Raw genomic sequence first — 3,366 nt, forward strand, 5'->3', positions numbered from 1 at the left:
TCGAACGCCTCCCACGCCGTCTCCAACAGCACCCGCTGCTGCGGGTCCATCGCCAACGCCTCACGCGGCGAGATCCCGAAGAACCCCGCGTCGAAGCCGGCGGGGTCGGCCAGGAACCCGCCGTGCCGGGTGGACGACGTGCGCGGACGGGCCCCGGTCGGGTCGAACAGCCGGTCCAGGTCCCAGCCCCGGTCGTCGGGGAAGTCGCCGATCGCGTCCACGCCGTCGGCCACCAGCCGCCACAGGTCGTCGGGCGAGGAGACCCCGCCGGGGAACCGGCAGCCCATGCCGACGATCGCGATCGGCTCGTCCGCCGCCGCGGCCGTGGTCACGGCGGGGGCGGCGTGCTCGCCGCGCAGGTGGGCGGCCAGCCGTTCGGGCGTGGGGTGGTCGAAGACCAGCGTGCTCGGCAGTCGCCGACCCAGAGCCGCGCCGAGCCGGTTGCGCAGCTCGACGGCGGTCAGCGAGTCGAAGCCGAGGTCCTTGAACGCCTGACCGGTGTCGATGGCCGCCGGCGAGGCGTGGCCGAGCACGGCCGCCGTGTGGGTGGTGACCACGTCCAGCAGGTCGAGGTCGGACGTCACGGCGGGCTCGGCCCGTTCCTCGCGGACCCGGGCCTCGGGCAGGTCGGCGAGGAGCCGTGAGGGTCGTTGGCGGGTGTAGGCGGGCGCGAACTCGGCCCAGTCGACGGGCGTGACCACCGCGTGCGGCACGTCCTGGTCCAGCACGTCCCGCAGCGCGGCCAGCGCACGCCCGGACGGCATCTCGCCCAAGCCGAGCAGCCGCCGCTGCCGCCGCACCGACTCCAGCGCGGCCATGCCGCCCTCGGCCCAGATGCCCCACGCCACGGACGTGGTCGCCCTGCCCTGCGCGCGGTGCCGCGCGGCGAGGGCGTCGAGGAAGGTGTTGCCCGCCGCGTAGGCCGCGCCGTGCCCGTCGCCCCAGACCCCGGCCGTCGAGGAGAACAGCACCAGCGCGTCGAGGTCGGGCAGCAGGTCGGCGAGGTGCGTCGCACCGGCAACCTTCGCGGTGATCACGTCGGCGAACCCGGCCAGGTCGTCGTCCGCCAACCGGCCCGACCTGATCACGCCGGCCGTGTGGAACACCGACCGGACCTCGCCGACCTCGTCCAGCAGGGCCGCCAGGGCGGCGCGGTCGGCCACGTCGCAGGCGGCCACGGTGACCCGCGTGCCGGAGGCGGCCAGCTCGTCGCGCAGCTCCGCCGCGCCGGGCGCGTTCGGGCCGCTCCGGCTGACCAGCACCAGGTGGTCGGCACCCTGCGCGGCGAGCCACCGGGCCACCCGCGCGCCGAGCGCGCCCGTGCCGCCGGTGATCAGGCTGGTGCCCTCGGGCCGCCACGTCCGCACGGGCGGGGTCGGCCTGGCGTGGCGCAGCCGGCGGGCGAAGACGCCCCCGACCCGGATCGACACCTGGTCCTCCTCGCCGCCGAGCGCGGCGAGCAGCCGGCGCACGCTCAGCGCGTCCGGCGTGGCCGGGACGTCGACCAGGCCGCCCCAGCGGTCGGGGAACTCGAGTGCGGCCGACGTGCCCAGCCCCCAGACCAACGCCTGGCGCGGCCGGTCGCCGAACGCGCCGCTCGTCACGCACCAGAGCGGGGCGGCGAGGTCGCGCACAGCCGCCCAGGTGCGCGCCAACCCGGTCGGCACGGCCGGGTGGTCGGGGTGCGGCGACTCGTCCAGGGCCAGGAACGACAGCACGCCGTCGACCCCGTCGGGCGTGTCCACCACTTCGACGCCGCTGTCCGCCAGCGCCGCCACGGTCGCGTCCACCCACGGGTGCCCGCCGTCGGGGCGCAGCACCAGCCACCGCCCCGCCGGCGCGGAGGTCGGCGTCACCGGGGTCCACGCGACCTCGTACCGCCACGGGTCCGCGACCGGTGCGGCGGACGTGAGCCAGAAGGTCTCGTGCTGGAACGGGTAGGTGGGCAGGCCGACGTGCGTCGCGGCGGGCGTCGGCCAGTCGACGTCCACCCCGGCGACGAACAGCCGTCCGGCCGCCGCGAGGAATTCCGCGGTGCCGCCCTGGTCGCGGCGCAGCGTGCCGGTCGCGAGCGTGACGTCGAGCGCGGGCACCAGCACCGGGTGCGGGCTGACCTCCACGAACACGTCGTGCCCCGCGGTCAGCAACGCGTCGGTCGCCCGGTCGAACCGCACCGGCTCCCGCAGGTTGCGATACCAGTAGGCCGCGTCCACCGCCTCGACCAGCCCATCGGTCACCGTCGAGTGGAACGGCACCCGGGCCGGCAACGGCGTGATGTCGGCGAGATCGGCCAGCAGCCGGTCCCGCACCGCCTCCACCTGCGCCGAGTGCGCCGCGTAATCCACCGGGATGCGGCGGGCGTTGATCCCCTCCCGCTCGCACAACTCCACCAACTCGTCCAGTGCCCCGGGCTCGCCCGACACCACCACCGTGGACGGCGAGTTGACGACCGCCACCGTCAGCCGATCACCCCACCGGGACAACAACTCCGCGTCCGGCGGCAACGACACCGACACCATCCCGCCCGCACCGGAAATCGCAACCAGGGCCTTGCTCCGCAGCGCCACCACCTTCGCGGCGTCCTCCAGCGACAACGCCCCGGCCACATGCGCCGCCGCGATCTCACCCTGGGAATGACCCACCACGGCGTCCGGCTCGACACCGCAAGACCGCCACAACGCCGCCAAACCGATCATCATGGCGAACAACGCCGGCTGCACCACATCCACGCGATCCAGCGACCCACCACTCAAGACCTCGACCAACGACCAGTCCACGTGCGGCGCAAGAGCACGCTCACAGGCATCGATGGCGTCGCGGAACACGGGCTCGTGGGCGTACAGCTCGCGGCCCATACCGACCCACTGCGCACCCTGCCCCGGGAACACGAACACCGACTTGCCGGTGGTGGTCGGCGAGGCGGGCAGTTCGGCGCGGTCCGTGCCGATCAGCACCGCGCGGTGGCGGAAGCGGGTGCGGGTGGCCAGTTCGCCGGCGATCGCGGCGGCCGACACGTCCGGGTGGGTGAGGGCGTAGGCGCGGAGCCGGTCGACCTGGGCGTGCAAGGCGGCCTCGGTCTTCGCCGTGACCACCCACGGCACCGTGCGGTCGTCGGCGGGCGGGGCCGGTGCGTCGTCGGGTGCTTGCTGGAGCACGAGGTGCGCGTTGGTGCCGCTGATGCCGAACGCGGAGACGGCCGCCCGGCGTGGCCGGCCGGTGTCGGGCCAGTCGGTGTGCCCGGTGAGCAGCCGGACGTCCCCGGATGTCCAGTCCACGTGCGGGGTGGGTTCGGTGATGTGCAGGGTGCGGGGCAGGCGGCCGTGCCGCAGCGCCATCACCGTCTTGATCACACCGGCGACACCCGCC

1 protein-coding gene is annotated in these 3,366 nt (G+C 75.0%); it reads right to left on the bottom strand.

The window, feature by feature from the left end; all coding sequences use genetic code 11:
• Positions 1-3,350 (bottom strand): SDR family NAD(P)-dependent oxidoreductase (locus tag ACWEFJ_RS39135; protein WP_449716905.1); only part of this gene is annotated, 3,350 nt, incomplete at its 3' end.
• Positions 3,351-3,366: the final 16 nt, after the last annotated feature.

Source organism: Actinosynnema sp. NPDC004786 (genome assembly GCF_053601135.1).